Raw genomic sequence first — 17,842 nt, forward strand, 5'->3', positions numbered from 1 at the left:
ACTTTTGTCAACTCCAAACATAAGAACGACAATAGCTAGTATACTCCAATAACGACTATCATCCATTTATAATAACTAATTAAAACATACTATAAATCAGAGTAGAATTATTTTAAACTAAAAATCCATAAAATTAATTGATCCTACAATCACCTATGTATAAATACATTAAAAGCACCCAAAGTACAATAAATTATTTTTTATCTCTTTTTTTATTTTTTTGCATAAAATACCTGTAATTATAATAGTATATTTAACAATATAAGAAATAAATTATTTGCTATACCCTACTAAACGAAACTTTAAGAGTCCCATCAAACCGTTAACATTTCGTCTAGAAAGGAATATATAATTTTAGTAATTATATACTTACAAATAGAAAAACAGGTAGAAAACACATGCCAAGAATAAACACAATTACCCTATTCTGAAACGGGGTAATAAACACAAATTGAAAATAAACATATGAGAAATTTAATTTATCGAGCTAGTACGCTTATTATTGTACTATCTCTTTTTTTGTCCACTTTTACCGCTTCAGCACAAAAAGAGAAAACGAATAATGTAGGTGTTCACACATCAACGACTTCACAAAGTGTGACAATTGAGTTAAAAGATAATCAGAAGTTATACTTTGAATTTTATGGTAAAAACATCTTTAGACTGTTTTTAGACCCCAAAGGGGCTTCCATGCGACCTCCAAAATCAACTCCTCTTGCTAATATTTTAGTAAAAAACCCCAAAAGAGATGTAGGAGATTTAAAGGTTGAGACTCACGATGATTGTGTATATATGAAAACAGAACAAATAGAGATTGTTTTCAATAAAATCAAACAGACATTTTCGGTTACAAATCTAAAAACAGGAAAGGTTGTTATCAAAGAGACTTCTCCAGTCAAATTTGACAAGAAAAAGACAGAAATAACACTTGAAGAAGATAAAGATGAGTACTTCTATGGTGGTGGAGTCCAGAATGGTCGTTTCTCACACAAAGGAAATATTATAGCCATTGAAAATCAGAACAGTTGGACTGATGGAGGAGTTGCCTCGCCTACTCCTTTTTATTGGTCAACAAAAGGGTACGGATTTATGTGGTATACCTTTAAAAAAGGAACATACGATTTTGGGGCAACATTACCAGGAAAAGTAATTCTAGCACATAATACTGACTATTTGGATGTATTTTTCATGATAAACGAAGGAGTCGTTCCTCTACTTAACGATTTCTATCAATTAACAGGAGCACCGGTATTAATTCCAAAGTTTGGCTTCTACGAGGGACATCTAAACGCCTATAATCGTGACTATTGGAAAGAGACAAAAAAAGATGGCATTCTATTCGAAGATGGTAAATACTACAAAGAATCTCAGAAAGATAACGGTGGGATAAAAGAGTCTCTAAATGGAGAAAAAGACAATTATCAGTTTTCTGCAAGAGGGGTTGTAGACAGATACCTTGACAATGATATGCCATTAGGTTGGGTCCTTCCTAATGATGGATATGGTGCAGGTTACGGACAAACAGGAAGTCTTGATGGAAATATCGAGAACTTAAAAAAATTCGGAGACTATGCAAGAGAACATGGTGTAGAGATTGGTCTATGGACACAATCAGATCTTCACCCTATAGATTCAATTCAACCACTGCTTCAAAGAGATATTGTAAAAGAGGTAGGAGTTGCAGGCGTTCGTGTTCTTAAAACAGATGTAGCATGGGTTGGTGCTGGATATTCTTTTGGACTTAATGGAGTACAAGATGCTGCAGAGATAATGGAAGAGAAAGGGAACAAAGCTCGTCCATTTATTATCTCTCTTGATGGTTGGGCTGGAACACAACGTTATGCTACGATATGGACAGGAGACCAAACTGGTGGTGTTTGGGAATATATTCGTTTTCATATTCCTACGTACATTGGATCTGGACTGTCAGGTCAACCTAATATCTGTAGTGATATGGATGGGATCTTTGGAGGAAGTAAACCCATTGTAAACACCAGAGATTTTCAATGGAAGACCTTTACATTAATGCAACTAAATATGGATGGATGGGGAGCAAATCCTAAATATCCACAAATCTTAGGGGAACCTTTTACCTCAATTAATAGAAATTATCTAAAATTAAAATCAGAGCTTCTTCCTTACTCGTATAGCGTATCACACGAGTCTGTACATGGATTACCTGCAATACGTGCAATGTTTTTAGAAGAGGCAAATCCTTTTACTTTAGGTAAAAACACAGAGTACCAATTTATGTATGGTCCATCATTTTTGATTGCACCAATATATCAAAATACGGATGCTGACAGGGAAGGCAATGACATTCGTAACAACATCTATCTACCAAAAGGGGAATGGATTGATTATTTCACAGGAGAAATTTACAAAGGAGGACAAATTATAAACCATTTCAATACTCCGATTTGGAAACTCCCTGTTTTGGTAAAAAGGGGAGCAATTATTCCAATGGTTAATCCGAACAACAACCCTAATGGAATAGATAAAGGATTACGAATATACGAAATATATCCTCATGGAAACTCCTCTTTTACAGCATATGATGATGATGGAAAAACAACTGCATATATAAATAACGAATGTCTAACAACGAAAATATCTTCTGAAGAGATAGAAGGGAAAGTACATATTGTTGTTGAGAAATCGAAGGGTTCTTTTAATGGACTTAAATCCGAAAAGAAAACAATATTCCGCATTAATACGACACAATCACCTAAAAAAATACGTGCTAAAATCAACGGAAAGAAGTGTCGAATTAAAGAAGTGAATTCAATAGAAGATTTTAATAGTTCTAACAATGTATTCTTCTATAATAAGACGCCTAATCTAAATCAATTTTCAACCTTAAATAGTGAATTTGCTAAAGAGGAGATTCATAAGAATCCACAAATTTGGGTAAAAATAGATAAGGTAAATATACTTAACGACGAGATAGAACTAGACATTAAAGGCTATGAATACAATCCAATAAATAGCTATTTATCAAAAGATGGGGCATTAAAAACAGTAGATAATGCTAAAGTAGTTGAAGACAAGAAAACTGCTTATAGCATCACTCCTACTTGGGATTCTGTTGAGAATGCAGATTTCTATCAGATCTCATTCAACAACATGCTCTATACTAATATTTTGGATAACGAGTTTACTTTCAACAACCTTTCGCCAGAAACAAACTACTCTTTTAAAATCAGAGCAGTTAATACTGATGGAGCTTCCGATTGGATCACAGTTACAACACAAACAAAATCAGACCCTCTTGAATTTGCGATTCATCATGCCGAAGGGGAAAGTGACACTAAATTCCAAGGCTCTCACAATGTATCGCGCCTGCTTGATTTCGATGAAAATTCGAGTATGCACACCAAATACTATAAAAAAGCAATCCCTTTTAACATGATCATTGACTTAAAGTCGGTAAATCAATTAGATAAGATTCAATATATTCCTCGTAAAGTCGGTTTAAATGGTGTTTTCCAAAAAGGGACAATTTACACTAGTATCGACAAGGTAAATTGGACTGAAGCGGGATCATTCGATTGGAAACGTGATAATACGAACAAAATATTTGCTTTTGAAAAAAGGCCAACAGTAAGATATGTAAAAATTAATATTAACAAGGCTGTTGGAGATTATGGATCAGGAAAACAGATCTATTTCTTTAAAGTACCAGGAACAGAGAGCTATATTCCTGGAGACATTAACAAAGATAAAAAGATAGACAAAAACGATTTGACCTCGTATATGAACTATACAGGACTAAGAAAAGGTGATAGTGACTTTGACTACGTAAGTATTGGAGATGTAAATAAAAATGGGTCAATTGATGCATATGACATTTCTAATGTCGCTACGCAATTAGATGGAGGGGTCTCAAAAAGAGATACAGGAAAAGTTGCGGGATCTATCTCGATCAAGGCATCGAAACGTTACTATCGTGCAGGAGAAAAAGTGATAATTACGGTTAAAGGAGTAAAAATGAATGCTGTAAATGCCTATAGTTTTGCTATTCCTTATAGTGTAAAATCCTTAGAATTCATTGGTGTAAAAGAAAATGGGACACAAAAAATGATGAATCTTACATATGATCGCCTTCATTCAAATGGAGACAAAGTTCTCTATCCAACTTTTGTAAATATTGGTGAAAAGGAGACAATAAATGGAGATAACACTATTCTTAAGATCGAGTTTAAGGCAAAAACATCTTTCAAATTCAACCTTAAAGCAAAGAATATTATTTTGGTAGACAAAAAGCTAAATAGCATTACGAAATAAACATCTTTTCAATAAAACGTGTGGTAGGCTGTCTCTTGTAAAAAGAGGCAGCCTATTTTTGTCTATCTTGACAAGTGTAAAGACATTATTCCAATTAATAATAGATCACAAGATAGTAATCCTAAAATGACTTGTTAAAAACCATATTAGAAGAAACATTTACGTCATTCACGTTGTTGATAGTAACAGGTTTTTAAAAGTCACATTATGAAAAAAATTAATTTATTCGGAATACTAACACTTTTGCTATTCTTCTCTTGTCAGGTTAAAGAATCACCTAAACAAGATGAAATAAAAGATGTACTGACAAGTTGGAAAGATGGCGAACACAAAGAGCAAATTATATCTTTTGTTAAAGATGTAACCACTCCTGGGTCGGACTACTATGTACAACCAGAAGATCGTATTGCAGTTTTTGATAATGATGGAACTCTTTGGTGTGAAAAACCTCTTTACAGCCACTTTTTTGGTCTATTCTCTGAAATCGAAAAAAGGATAAAGGAAGACCCTTCTGTGGCCAAGAAGGAGCCGTACAAAAGTCTTCACAAATTTATTCAGAGTCAAAAAATGGAAGATTTAGAGTTCTTCATTAAAGAGTACAAAGAGGGTAAAATACTCGATGTGGTAGGTCAATTAATGGGAACAGCATATAGTGGTTTAACTGTGGAAGATTATAAGAATTTAAATAGAGACTTCTTCAAGCAGTGGAAAAACCCAAAGCTTAATAAAACAATCTTTGAGATGACCTATCAACCAATGAAAGAACTGATAGCCTATCTCAAACAGAATGATTTTAAAGTCTATATATTTACTGCGGACGAAGGCGATTTTCTTAAAATATTCAGCAAAGAATTATATGGAATTAGTCCTTCTCATGTATACGGGACAAGTACTAAATTGATGTACAAAGATGGACTTATCTATCGAACAGATAAAGGGGAGTACGTAAATAATTGGGATGGCAAACCAAGACTTATTGAACGCTCGCTAGGAAAAAGACCAATCTTTGCAGCGGGTAATTCTAATGGAGATTTCCATATGCTTCAATACATTTCTAAAGGCAAAGGGAAAAGGCTTTCTATGATGATTCATCATACGGATGAAAGAAGAGAGTTCAAATACGACAGCCATACGGACAAAGTACTTCCATATGGAAAAAAGAACGGATACGTAATTGTGGATATGAAGAATGATTGGACCACTGTATTTGGCAAATAATATTAATCGAAATCAATAGTCACTACTCCATTGAGAATAGAAATATAAACATCTATTTTCAATGGAGTTTTTTTTGACCAAAATCCTCTTTTTATTCTCTATAACAATTACACTGAGGTTGGGATATTAAAAAAGCACAGATCCTGTCTATAGAGACTAATACCTTTTTAATAAGGATCAACCACAAATGGTCGAATTGGTGCATTGTATATAAATCAGAAGATATCCTCTCGAATAAATACATTCCCAATGAATAAATATCATTGCTCAAGTGATATCTTAACAGATTTAAATATCGAACAAATTACATGAACCAATAGATCAGACACTTCAATAATGATTATCAGTATTCTCTAAGTGGATATCTTAACACAAGAAGATATTAAATAAATATCCTAGAAGAATAATAAACAGAGTAATCGTTCCAAAGAAAATTAATATCAGAGGCCACTTCATCACTTTCTTCAACAGAGTCGCTTCTGGCAATGATAAACCGACCACAGCCATCATAAACGCAATCGCCGTTCCAAGTGGGACCCCCTTTGCAACAAACACTTGTATCACAGGAACAATTCCAGCAGCATTGGCATACATCGGCACAGCCAATATCACAGCCAAAGGAACCGCATACCACTTATCTGCAGACAAACGCTCTGCAAAGAAATCTTCAGGAACATAACCATGCATCGCTGCACCAATAGCAATACCTATAAGTACATATAGTAGAACAGAACGCACAATGCTCCATCCCTCTTTTACAATGGATGGCAGTCGATCCATGAAAGACAGTTTTTCACCTTGCCAATCTTCCGTCTCCACTGCGGACTGTTGTTGAATGTCCTGAACCCAATCACTTAAAAAACGCTCAAGCTTCAATTTCCCTAAGATGTATCCTCCCAACATCCCCATGACAATTCCACTAACAACATAGACTAAGGTGGCTTTGACTCCAAACATTCCTAAGAACATCGCTACAGCGACTTCATTCACCAAAGGGGATGTGATTAAAAAAGCAAAGGTCACACCAAGCGGAAGCCCTCCTTTAACAAATCCAATAAAAAGAGGGATTGAAGAACATGAACAGAAAGGAGTTACAGCACCAAAAAAAGAGGCTACAAAATATTGTAATCCATAAAGATTTCTACTAGACAAAAAGGACTTCACACGTTCTACTGGAAAATAGGTATTGATCACTCCCATCAGACTACTAATCAAGAAAAGTAGAATCAAAATTTTCATCGTATCATAATAGAAAAAATGTATCGACTTTCCAAAATGACTTTCTGCATCCACTCCCATTAAATCATAAACTAAAGAATCAACGATCAAAGGCAAAAAGCTATAAACAACCAAAAGAGCTATAACTAGCAAAAAAATCCAAATCACTGAATCACTCTTTCTTTTAAAAACTTTATTAATCATAATATTAGAAACAGACAGATTAAAATAGATGCTCTTCCTTAAGAAGAGCAAGATATAACTCATAAAATGTATACGATTTTTTTATCTTAAGATGATCTTGAGTTTATGACCACAAGAAAATATTAGAAAAAATAAAGGATACACTGATACACCCCAACAAGCAAAAATATAATTGCAACTACGCGACGAAATAAAGTTTCAAAACGTTTGATATTATTATAAGTAGTTCCAAGTGATTCCATACTAAAGGCAAGCATCCATGCAAAGATTATAACAGGAATTCCTGTTGCTATTGCAAAGATAATCGGTAGATACAGACTCCCGGCACTGCTAATAGTCATCGGGATCAACATTCCAAAATACAGAACGCCGCTATATGGACAAAACGCCAATGCAAAAACAATCCCCAACAACAAAACACCCCAGAACCCAGTTCTACTCTTTTGCTCCATCTTCTCATAGAAACGATCCATCCCTGGAATACTAAAAGAAAATACTCCAAGCATAAAAAGTCCTATAATGATCAACAGAGGGCCAAGTAATTTCTCTCCCCACTCCTGTAGTACTCCTTCTATTTTAAAATGAGAGGCACTAAAAAAAAAGATCAAACCAATTACGGTATAACTTATCGCCCGACCAATGGTATAAATCAAGCCATTAAGAAAGACCCGCTTTTTGTCACCAATATCTTTGCTAATAAACCCTATTGCAGTAATATTTGTGGCCAATGGACATGGACTTATCGCAGTCATAAGCCCTAAAAGAAATGCAGTTAAGAGGGGCAAAGAACTCCCCTCTAACCAAGATTGAAGTATCTCCATTCTACAACTTATCTTGTATCGTTTTCACTAACTTCGACTCTAATTTCTCAGGATGGGTTCTTGCATTCATGAAAGCCAAATTAGTTAAATCTTCCACCTTATCCCCTTGAATCACAAGTAGCTTCTGACCAGAAATGTGATATTTCTCGATCATTGGATTGTCCTTCTCAGTATCTTTATTCACAGAAATAAAAGTAACTTTTTCTCCAAAGGCATTTTTGATTGCCTCTTTTGACACCTTCTCTACAGCTTGGCAAGTAGCGCAGCGTCTTGTAGCATGAAAATAATAAACCTTCACTGGCGCATCACTCTTTTGGGCACTACTACAACCGCCACAACCAGCTTCTGCACGCTTCTCTTTTACAGCAACCTCTTTAGAAGTAGACTTTCCTGATGTTCCTCCATCACATGAACTAAAAGCAAATGTTGTTAAAACAGCAAGAATAACAATGGCATAAGTTTTGATCTGATGATTCATAAATTTCATTTTATCAGTTAAAAATTGAATTAGGATTTATTTAGAAATTAAAGCGATGATATCATCTACAGAAGGAACACTCCCTTTCATGACAACTTTATTATCCACCACCAATGCAGGAGTAGTCATCACACCATACTGCATAATCTTCATAATATCTTCCTCTTTGGTGACTTTGGCATCCAAACCTGATTCTAATACTGCTTTTTTAGTTTGCTCTTCAAGCTTTTGACATTTGGCACATCCTGTACCTAGTACTACAATATTTTTCATTTTGCTACAATATTAATAATTCGATATTCGTAGAAATACGAACGTTTTTAAAAAAAAGATATTACCAACGAACAACCTCCTAGCACAAAGGCTATCACGTATTTCGTAATATTACGAACAAAAGAATCACTTTTTTTCTAATAAACCAACTCATTGGTTTATTTTTTAACAACAAGAAGGATGTTATGTATCATAATAAATAAATTATTTTTACTAAATATTGGGTTATACAATATTCAACGTAGAATTATACAATTGGTCAAACAATAATATTCTGGACATAAGTTCACTAGAAAAACATTGTATACATCTGCCTAAATTCTTTTTCTGACAGTGTCCACAGTGTTTATCATTCTTCTGGACAGTGCCTTCTTCTGTCTAACTACTATTTAAATCCTATATTGTAGGCTACATTGTCCATACTTTACTCATATCTTAATCATGGTTCATCCACCGAATCGATGGAGAATCGATGGACAAACCATGGACAAACCATGGACAAACCATGGACAAAGTACGAATGAAACCACTATGAAATAGCTTAGAAAGCATCTACCTCCTCAATAAAGACAAGATAAAAAGCAAGACTCAAAATAGAAATGATATTAATAACCTCGGGTATCTTGACACAGGAAACACAACAAACTCATCGCCATAGACAAAAAAATAGGCACATTACACGGAATGCACCTAAAGAAGGATTGTTGTAACTCTACGAAGAGCATGAAAAAACGTATATCACTAAATTTCTGCTGCACACAACAAAATAAATTAGATCAATCTAAGTCCGTTATTTGATATTGTTTTCTTCTTTCCCAAAGAATATAACCAATTACAGAGACAGAAATAAAAACAACAAAGAAAAAATCAGATATAATTGGTAAGAAACTCACCTTGTTATACAAAATGTATTGCACCCAAATATCTCCTCCTTTATACATAAAAGAAGCCATAAAGATGCCTAATATTATTCTTAAAAAAGTTCTCATACCTAAAATATGTTTTAATAAATCAATAGATACGGGACAGCAAAGGGGATAGAATCAAAGAGGTTTGATTATTTAACTAAAATAGATGTAGTATGTAAAGGTACTATTTATCGGAGTTATTAACTAAAATTCAACGAATAGCTAAAACTCCACACGTTTATATTAAAGTTCCCATGTATGGGAACGACGACGCCTCTCCAATATGATGTTATACAATACGGTAATAACCACAACTAGAATCACGGCCCCAATAAGCTCACCTGTCATCTCCATTAGATTAAAGCTCTCAGATTGAAAGTAATTAATCCAAACCTCACCACCTACCATTACGAAAGTGGCAATCAATGCACTTAAAATAACTCTTAACAACATTCTCATAAGACAATATGTTTTTAACGGTAATGAATTTTAATAAAAATTAATAAACACATATGCAATATGATTAATTTACAAGAAATAATCAACTTTATGTCAGATTAAATAAAGATGCTATTTAACATCTTTATTCATACTTAAAATAACAACCTTGGCTTGCTACTACTCATTATCGACAAACACACATTTTGTTTAAAGCAATATTTCAATTAAACAAACAGGGCCAGCAAAGGTAAAGACATTTAGAACTGTAATACAATTTAAATAATTCGAACAAGATCGGATTAAACAATCAAATCAAACAACAGAGAATTATATTCTCTTCAGGAAGAAACATGACTCAATTATTTACATTTTTGAAAACAACATCAGCAAAAAGTAAACATCTAAAACCCCAAATCAATAAAATTTACAAACATACAAATACCTACATATCAAAGGGATAAATTCAAATTATCATAACATCAAAAGCAAAATTAAATTTTAGACTGATCTGTTGTAAAACATTTTTCACGAAACATTGTTATGAAGTCAAATAACATAAAACCGAAAGTTAAATGACAAGAATAAAGGTAGTTAATCCCGTTGTAGAGTTAGATGGGGACGAAATGACTCGAATCATATGGACTAAAATCAAAGAACAGTTCATCTTTCCATATCTCGATCTAGATATTAAGTATTATGATTTAGGTATTCAAAAGAGAGATGAAACCAATGATCAGATTACAATTGAGGCAGCAGAAGCAATCAAGAGATATCATGTTGGGATAAAGTGTGCAACAATCACTCCCGATGAGAATAGAGTCGAGGAATTTGGTCTAAAAGCGATGTATAAATCCCCTAATGGCACTTTACGTAATATTATTGGAGGGACTATTTTTAGAGAACCTATTGTCATCGATAATATTCCTAGACTAGTACCACAATGGACCAAACCAATCACAATTGGTCGTCATGCTTTTGGAGATCAATATAGGGCTACGGATTTTGTAGCAGATAAGCCAGGCAAATTCATTTCAAAATTCATTCCTGATGATGGAAGTGAACCTATTGAGATGGAAGTTTATCAATATGAAGGTCCAGGTGTTGGAATGTCTATGTATAACACTTTAGAGTCGATCGAAGGGTTTGCACACTCTTGTTTTAAGATGGCACTTCAAAAGGGCTGGCCTCTTTATCTTTCAACCAAAAACACCATTCTGAAGAAGTATGATGGATATTTTAAGGATACCTTCCAAGAGATATTTGAGAAAGACTATAAAACTGCATTTGAAGCAGCAGGTATTACATACGAACACCGATTAATTGATGATATGGTGGCCGCTGCAATCAAATGGGATGGAGGTTTTGTTTGGGCATGTAAAAACTATGATGGAGATGTTCAAAGTGATATTGTTGCTCAAGGGTTCGGTTCATTGGGATTAATGACTTCTGTATTGATGACTCCAGATGGAGAAATTCTTGAAGCTGAAGCAGCCCATGGAACGGTCACAAGACACTACAGAGAACACTGCAAAGGAAATGAAACTTCAACGAATCCTATTGCTTCCATTTTTGCTTGGACAAGAGGACTCGCATTTCGAGGAAAAAAAGACAACAATGAGGCATTAATTAATTTCTGTCAAACATTAGAGAGTGCTTGTGTCGAAACAGTAAGAGCTGGAAAGATGACAAAGGACCTAGCTCTTGCAATCCATGGAGAGAAAATGGAGAGATCTCATTATCTAGATACCGATACATTCATCAATGAGGTCAAAAAAACATTAGAGGTTCTTTTATAGGGATCTTCTAGTAGTCAAGAAGTTCAATTATATTCCTTATTGAAATAAACTTCTAATGACTTAGATTGTTATTGATATTTGTAATAATTGGTTATTTTTGAGTCAATCTGTTTTAAAAATACTATTTAAACACTTTATATTATGATTAAAGAAGCTGTAGCAAAATCAATTAACGATCAAATTAATAAAGAGTATTATTCATCATACTTATATTTAGCTATGTCTGCTTATTTCGAAGCAGAAGGACTAAAAGGATTTGCAAACTGGATGCGTGTTCAAGCAAAAGAAGAAGCAGATCATGCGGACAAGTTTTTTGACTATCTTAATGATCGTGGTGGTCGTGTTCATTTAGGAGCAATCGAACAAGTTCCTTATGAATTTGGATCTGTGTTAGAAGTTTTTCAGCAGGTATTAGCACATGAAGAACATATTACTGAATCGGTGAATAACATCATGGATGTTGCAATCAGTGAAAACGACCATGCAACTAAAAGCTTCCTACAGTGGTTTGTAGATGAACAAGTTGAGGAGGAATCAACAGTAGGTGATATTATAAATAATTTGAAATTAATTAAAGGAGATGGTCAAGGCATCCTAATGATGGATCGTGAATTAGGTGCTAGAACATTTGTTCAAGCCTAAGATCTTGAAAAGGTAAAAAGATTACCCATCTAAAAAGAAGGCGTAATAAACATTTTTATCAATTAAAATGATAGAACGTACTCCTTTTGCCATCTTCTTAGTATAATAAGATTTTACCCCATTCGATAATCCATTGTTGGATTATCGAATATTTAAATGTTAATGTTATGAATAAGAATAATGAGTTAGTGACTTTTGCAGGAAATCCTGTAACATTAGTTGGGACACAAGTGAAAGTTGGAGATACTGCACCTGATTTTACCGTTTTAAGAAACGATTTAACTCCTGCAAAACTTTCTGACTTTAAAGGTAAAAAGGTTGTTATTGCTGTTTATCCTTCTATCGACACAGGGGTCTGTCAAGCACAGAACCGTAAATTTAATGAAGAAGCTACAAAATTAGATAATACAGTCATTCTCTCTATATCTTGTGATCTTCCTTTTGCTCAAGGTCGTTTTTGTGCAACAGAAGGGTTGAACAATATTGTGACACTTTCAGATCATAAAGATGTAGACTTTGGTACAAAATACGGTTTCTTAGTGGACGAACTTCGTCTTCTAGCTCGTGGTACGGTAGTAATTAATGAAGAGGGGGTGATTACTTTTGTAGAGTATGTTCCTGAGATTACAAACGAACCTAATTATGCTGCTGCATTAGAAGTGCTTTAATAGTCATATCGCATATTCAATAAAGGGCAGCATTAAAATTTTATCCTATGATGAAAATAGAACAGATAAAAGCATTAAGCGAACAAGGAAAACTTGATGAAGCGCTGTCACTCATTCAAGAAGCAGAAGATAATGAAACGCTCTCTTACAAGATGCTTGAAGGAGAGATACTTTATAAGATGCAGAAATGGGGAGATGCACTGAACCTATTTGAAGAGATCTATGCAACGCATAAAAATAAAGAAGCAAAGGTCTACTGCCAGATGATTCAAAGCATCTTAGGATACTATAATCCTGATATGCTGAACCCTTAAAAAGCAGAGAGGTTATCTTGAAAACAAGATAACCTCTCTCCTTTTTAAAAACAATCTCTTCTAACGAAAAAAAATCTAAATCGATTTACTAAACTTATCATTTCTCTCTGCTCTATCATGCATTCTTATATCAAATACACTACAGACATTACGAAGGAACATCTTTCCTAGTTCAGGAGTTAAGACAAAACCACGTTCATTACGCTCAATTATTCCCTCTGCTTCCATCTCTTTTAGTTGGGACAACATTTGAAATGTCATGTAGTTTACGAGATCATCATTAAAAGTAAGTTTCATTTTACAGGCAACATCTAGTATTGTACGTTTAATAGTACGATCTTCATGTGTCAAGAAATGACCTTTAATAAATGCAGGAGTTCCAGCTTCCATACATTTCTTGTATGCCTCGATACTCTTTTCATTTTGCATATACGCCTTTCCAGCATCACTAATAGCAGATGCACCTAAACCTACAATCATATCGGCTTCAGAAGTCGTATACCCCATAAAATTACGATGAAGGGTACCATTCTCCTTTGCGATATGAAGTTTATCAGTAGTTTTCGAAAAGTGGTCCATCCCAATATCCTCATAACCAATCTCCATTAAAAGACGCTTCCCTACTTCATAAAGAGCACGTTTTTCCTCTCCTCTAGGAATGTCATCATCAGTAAATCCTCTTTGGCCTCTCTCTTTCCAAGGGACATGGGCATAAGAGTAAAAAGCGATTCTGTCTGGATTCAGCACGCGAACCTTACGAAGTGTATCTTCAACACTTGACAACTGTTGCTTCGGAAGTCCATATATCAGATCAAAATTTACGGATTCATATCCAATAGAACGAGCCTGTTTTACGACAGTCTCAACTGTCTCATAAGATTGTATCCTATTAATCACCTTTTGAACGGAAGGGTCAAAATCTTGAACCCCTAAACTTAAACGACGAAAACCTAGATTATATAGTGTTAGAAGATGTGCTTCTGTCGTATTATTTGGATGTGCTTCAAAGCTAAATTCATATTCTGGATGTTTCTCACCTGATTCAATAATCGTAGACAATAGGCGTTCCAGAGAGCTTGGAGAAAAGAAAGTCGGTGTACCTCCACCTAAATGTAACTCTCTTATGATGGGACGATCTTTAAAAGTATCAAGATAAAGTTGCCACTCTTTTAGAAGCGCATCAATATAAGGAGCCTCCAAATCATGATTCTTTGTGATCACCTTTGTACAAGCACAATAGGTACACAATCGCTCACAATATGGTAAATGGATATAAATCGCAATTCCTTTAGATTTATTAGTCTGATCAAAAGTATCTTTAATCACTTCAAACCACCTCTTACTGTCTGGTTTATCAGTATCCCAATAAGGAACAGTAGGATAACTTGTATATCGTGGAATGGGAATATTGTATTTCGCAATAAGGTCGGTAATACTCATTCGAATCTATTTTAATAATACATTATCAACAAAGTTTTTGTTGACACTACAAAGATAACAAACTAGGGCATGTTGTGAAAAAAGAATGGGGAATTACAAGGTTCTATAGATAGAAATTCATAACAAAAAAAGTTACTAATCCTAAATGATTCTTTCATAAATTCATTTCGTTATAAAGAGGTTTTATTCCATTCATATGCTTGCAATCTAGCCCCAAATAAGATGTACACAATCAATAGAATAAATGTTTTGGACCAATTGTGTGACAACAGAATAGGTTGTAAAATAGAACATCATGAGATTGAAAAGCCTAAATAAGGCTTCTACAATTAGATTCGATTATGAAAAAGAGTCGATGAGAACTCATAAAAACACAACTACAAGATCTTGATTATCATATCTACACTCTTTTTCGCAGCATTCTCTTTGTTAAATGTATATGTCTCTTCAGCCTCATCATTGGCACTATCACTGATGGATCGAAAGATTAAGAATGGGGTCTTTAACTGAAAGCAAACCTGTGCTATGGCAGCACTTTCCATATCAACAGCCCATGGGGCAATTGTTTCATTTAACTCTCTCTTTTTATTACTATCGGAGATAAATTGATCCCCAGAAATTATGGTTCCAAAAAAACATCTCTCTTGAAAGTCATATAAATTATGTGCTTTGGCTAAGAGGGATTTATCGGCATCAATATAAAGAGGTAGATCTTTATCTGTATGGATATTAGGAACAGCCCAGTTGACCATTTTACCCATGACAAAAGTACCCAAATCATGCTGCATATATCTGGTACCAATTACAATATCTCCTGGGTGCAAAGTATCATTCATTGCCCCTGCAATACCAGTAAATAGTATCTTAGATGGATTAAAATGATCTATTAAAAGAGTGGTAGACATAGATGAGTTTACTTTTCCAATACCACATTTTAATAATACAATAGGTTTTTTATCAATATAGCCTGTAACAAATGGAATTTGCTGAATATACACCGTTTGTGGATTTTCTATGCGACTTAAGAACTCACTAATCTCTATTGGCATCGCCCCTACAATCGCAACGATATCTTGACAATTTGATTTCTTATTATTTTGTAATAATTTGATAATAGTAAAAGTAACCAGTAAGATAATCGTGATAAAAATTAATACTGCCTTATTCTTCATTTAAAATATATTTAATCGATATTTATAGAAATTGGATTGTCAATTTTGTAACTTTAGGAATCGAGTTCTGTTTCGAAGAAACATCAAAATGGGGTTCATTTCATAATCCTATTTTATGCAAGATAATACAGTTATGCTTATCAAAAAGAACAGAAGGAATTTAAATATTAAGATTCAATAAAATAATCATCTACAGCTCCCTTTTCACAAAGAACGAAATGTTGTATACTCACCACTTAAAGCCTAAACTATGATACGTAAAAATTTGTTATGTGTATGCTTAATTCTGTTATTCTCTTTCACTATGTTTGCAAAAGAAAAGTTTATTTTTAAAGACAGCACATTTCGCGTACTACAACTTACAGATTTGCATATTGATGCAAAAAACCCGAATCAGGATAGCTACTTCAATAAATTACTCACCATCATTAAAGCCTCTAGACCCCAATTATTATTTTTCACGGGAGACATCGTTACAGGTCAAGAGAATACTCTCGATGGTTGGAAACAGCTTCTTGCCTTTCTAGAAGAGACTCAAATACCTTACACGATGGTATTAGGAAATCATGATCCAGAAGTAGCAAAAAAGAATGAGATATACGAACTCTTAAAAAGAGGTAAATATGCGCAATACAACTATATCGAGGCATATAAAGAGCAACCTCTTTGCTATGTTATTCCAATATACGATAAAAAGAGGATAGTATGGAATCTTTGGGGTTTTGATAGTGGGAGCATGTCCACTGATAAACGTATTAAAGGATATGCTTGGGTATCTCAAAAAACGATCTTCGATATAAACGATATGTACCAACAGCTTCATCCGAATGAACAAGATCACCTGGATGATTTGGCTTTCCAACACATCCCTGTACCCGAATACTCTATTGCTACGAAGAGAAAGTATAGAGACTTCCACATTGTTGGGCACTGCAAAGAAAAGGTATGTTCGCCTCAAATAAATAGTGGGCTTTTCTATTGCCTTTGGAAAAAACATTTTAAAGGTATATTTGTAGGGCATGATCATAATAATGACTACGTCTCTCAATTGTATGGTCTTCCTTTAATTTATGGAAGATGCAGTGGGGACAAAACTTGTTATGGTAAGCTTCGTATGGGGGCAAGAGTCATTGAATTGCATAAAGATCGAACCTATAAAACGTGGGTTATAGATGATCAATTAAAGAGATCAGAGATAATACAATTGCCTAAAAATTAAGATCGTTTATGCATCCAACAAAATCAAATAATAGAAATAAATCATCTATGCATTAATACTATAATTATATGAAAACACTTTACCTACACGGACTAGAATCAACTGGACTAACACAAAAAAAAAGAGCAGTGCTCGAAAAAAATCTTAATACTAAAGATATTGATGCCCCTGTTTTCGATTACTATGAGAAAGAGGTCGAGAATAAGATATGGAACCTTTTTAATGATGGGAATTATGACCTAATAATAGGATCATCAACAGGTTCTATGGTAGCTCATAGTTTGATAGCACAAAAACCAACCAAAGCAATTCTTATAAATCCAGCATTCTCACACGAAATAGTGGACAAACTAATGCCAAATTTAACTCGTTCTAGAGATGTGGGGGAATCCTCATTTTATGTGTTTGGAGAGTTGGATAAAACAGTTCCAAGGAATGGGACATTAGACTATCTAAATGTGATTTATTTACCCGAAGATAGACATCTTATTGTTAAAGGGATGGAACATCAGATTCGTCCTGAAGAGATGAATGTTATATTCTCAGATACTAAAATTCGTATGTTCTTATTTAAATAATTAAAATATAATTGAACTAGAAAATAGAGTGTCTCTCATTCAACATCATTGCATCTCAACACATATAAACAACTGTTAGCCAACAACAAACAAGAGACAGCCAATTGAACCAATCGAACGATTAATTGTATCTATTTACATACTGGTATTTTTGAACTAAAACAT

16 protein-coding genes are annotated in these 17,842 nt (G+C 34.1%); 8 read left to right on the forward strand and 8 right to left on the reverse strand.

Annotated elements, in window-relative coordinates:
- Positions 1-465: 465 nt before the first annotated feature.
- Both K4L44_07795 and K4L44_07800 read left to right on the forward strand, forming a co-directional pair.
- A complete protein-coding gene (locus K4L44_07795) occupies positions 466-4,287 on the forward strand; it encodes a DUF5110 domain-containing protein (protein ID QZE15725.1) in 3,822 nt (1,273 codons plus the stop codon).
- Between the two features lie 207 nt (positions 4,288-4,494).
- Positions 4,495-5,505, forward strand: coding sequence for a haloacid dehalogenase-like hydrolase (locus tag K4L44_07800; protein ID QZE15726.1), 1,011 nt, complete (start codon positions 4,495-4,497; stop codon positions 5,503-5,505).
- A gap of 366 nt (positions 5,506-5,871) precedes the next feature.
- Here the strand turns inward: K4L44_07800 and K4L44_07805 are convergent, their stop codons facing one another.
- The 6 genes from K4L44_07805 to K4L44_07830 form a co-directional block, all read right to left on the reverse strand.
- Entirely contained in the window at positions 5,872-6,927 is a 1,056-nt protein-coding gene (locus tag K4L44_07805; GenBank protein ID QZE15727.1) for a permease, read from the reverse strand.
- Positions 6,928-7,049: 122 nt separating this feature from the next.
- Positions 7,050-7,748, reverse strand: coding sequence for a sulfite exporter TauE/SafE family protein (locus K4L44_07810; GenBank protein QZE15728.1), 699 nt, complete (start codon positions 7,746-7,748; stop codon positions 7,050-7,052).
- A 1-nt stretch (position 7,749) separates the two neighbouring features.
- Positions 7,750-8,226 (reverse strand): nitrophenyl compound nitroreductase subunit ArsF family protein, encoded by a 477-nt coding sequence (locus K4L44_07815; protein ID QZE15729.1) that lies wholly within the window; start codon positions 8,224-8,226, stop codon positions 7,750-7,752.
- 36 nt (positions 8,227-8,262) lie between these two features.
- Entirely contained in the window at positions 8,263-8,499 is a 237-nt protein-coding gene (locus K4L44_07820; GenBank protein QZE15730.1) for a thioredoxin family protein, read from the reverse strand.
- Positions 8,500-9,275: 776 nt separating this feature from the next.
- Positions 9,276-9,488 carry a hypothetical protein gene (locus K4L44_07825; GenBank protein QZE15731.1) on the reverse strand — a complete coding sequence of 71 codons (213 nt, stop codon included), beginning with the start codon at positions 9,486-9,488 and terminating at the stop codon, positions 9,276-9,278.
- Positions 9,489-9,650: 162 nt separating this feature from the next.
- The gene (locus K4L44_07830) at positions 9,651-9,866 is read right to left on the reverse strand and encodes a hypothetical protein (GenBank protein QZE15732.1); all 216 of its coding nucleotides are present in this window, start codon (positions 9,864-9,866) and stop codon (positions 9,651-9,653) included.
- 554 nt (positions 9,867-10,420) lie between these two features.
- Between K4L44_07830 and K4L44_07835 the strand changes: the two genes are divergently transcribed.
- From K4L44_07835 to K4L44_07850, 4 genes are all read left to right on the forward strand, one after another.
- Positions 10,421-11,644, forward strand: a complete 1,224-nt coding sequence (locus tag K4L44_07835; protein ID QZE15733.1) for an isocitrate dehydrogenase (NADP(+)) — start codon at positions 10,421-10,423, stop codon at positions 11,642-11,644.
- A 141-nt stretch (positions 11,645-11,785) separates the two neighbouring features.
- On the forward strand, positions 11,786-12,286 hold the full coding sequence (locus tag K4L44_07840) for a ferritin (protein QZE15734.1): 501 nt from the start codon (positions 11,786-11,788) through the stop codon (positions 12,284-12,286).
- A gap of 167 nt (positions 12,287-12,453) precedes the next feature.
- The gene (gene tpx / locus K4L44_07845) at positions 12,454-12,954 is read left to right on the forward strand and encodes a thiol peroxidase (protein QZE15735.1); all 501 of its coding nucleotides are present in this window, start codon (positions 12,454-12,456) and stop codon (positions 12,952-12,954) included.
- A gap of 47 nt (positions 12,955-13,001) precedes the next feature.
- Positions 13,002-13,268: a hypothetical protein gene (locus tag K4L44_07850; GenBank protein ID QZE15736.1), complete on the forward strand. Its 267-nt coding sequence runs from the start codon at positions 13,002-13,004 to the stop codon at positions 13,266-13,268.
- A gap of 75 nt (positions 13,269-13,343) precedes the next feature.
- On the opposite strand, the gene hemN is transcribed toward K4L44_07850, so the two are convergent.
- Entirely contained in the window at positions 13,344-14,708 is a 1,365-nt protein-coding gene (gene hemN, locus K4L44_07855) for an oxygen-independent coproporphyrinogen III oxidase (protein QZE15737.1), read from the reverse strand.
- A gap of 377 nt (positions 14,709-15,085) precedes the next feature.
- The gene (locus K4L44_07860) at positions 15,086-15,880 is read right to left on the reverse strand and encodes a 5'-methylthioadenosine/adenosylhomocysteine nucleosidase (GenBank protein ID QZE15738.1); all 795 of its coding nucleotides are present in this window, start codon (positions 15,878-15,880) and stop codon (positions 15,086-15,088) included.
- A 304-nt stretch (positions 15,881-16,184) separates the two neighbouring features.
- Between K4L44_07860 and K4L44_07865 the strand changes: the two genes are divergently transcribed.
- Entirely contained in the window at positions 16,185-17,099 is a 915-nt protein-coding gene (locus K4L44_07865; GenBank protein QZE15739.1) for a metallophosphoesterase, read from the forward strand.
- 68 nt (positions 17,100-17,167) lie between these two features.
- Positions 17,168-17,677 (forward strand): hypothetical protein, encoded by a 510-nt coding sequence (locus K4L44_07870; protein ID QZE15740.1) that lies wholly within the window; start codon positions 17,168-17,170, stop codon positions 17,675-17,677.
- The last annotated feature ends 165 nt before the right edge of the window (positions 17,678-17,842 follow it).

The organism is Prolixibacteraceae bacterium, assembly GCA_019720755.1.
GTDB classification, from domain to species: Bacteria; Bacteroidota; Bacteroidia; order Bacteroidales; family Prolixibacteraceae; genus Halosquirtibacter; species Halosquirtibacter laminarini.